The organism is Streptomyces sp. BE20 (assembly GCF_036322525.1).
Classification (GTDB): domain Bacteria; phylum Actinomycetota; class Actinomycetes; order Streptomycetales; family Streptomycetaceae; genus Kitasatospora.
This window is the reverse complement of record NZ_JAQYWW010000845.1, coordinates 1-247: the sequence shown is the minus strand read 5'-3', so window position 1 is coordinate 247 and position 247 is coordinate 1. Positions and strand designations below refer to the sequence as shown.

At 64.4% G+C, this 247-nt stretch carries 1 protein-coding gene; it reads left to right on the top strand.

The window, feature by feature from the left end; all coding sequences use genetic code 11:
• Window positions 1-247, top strand: a 247-nt coding sequence (locus PUR61_RS18165; RefSeq protein WP_329879941.1) for a transposase, incomplete at both ends; no start/stop codon positions are given.

Below are 247 nucleotides of genomic sequence, written 5' to 3'. Positions count from 1 at the left end.
TGAAAAAGGGGAGTTGACGGGTCCGAATCCTGTCGATCGGGGCAAATACGGGTCGAAGATCCACCTGCTCACCGAACGTACCGGTTTGCCCCTGTCGCTCGCGATCTCCGGAGCCAACGTCCATGACAGCCAGGCCCTGATCCCGCTCGTCGACGCCATTCCGCCGATCCGCTCGCGACGCGGACCCAGGAGACGCCGACCCGGCAAGCTGCACGCCGACAAAGCCTACGACCACCGCTTCATCCGC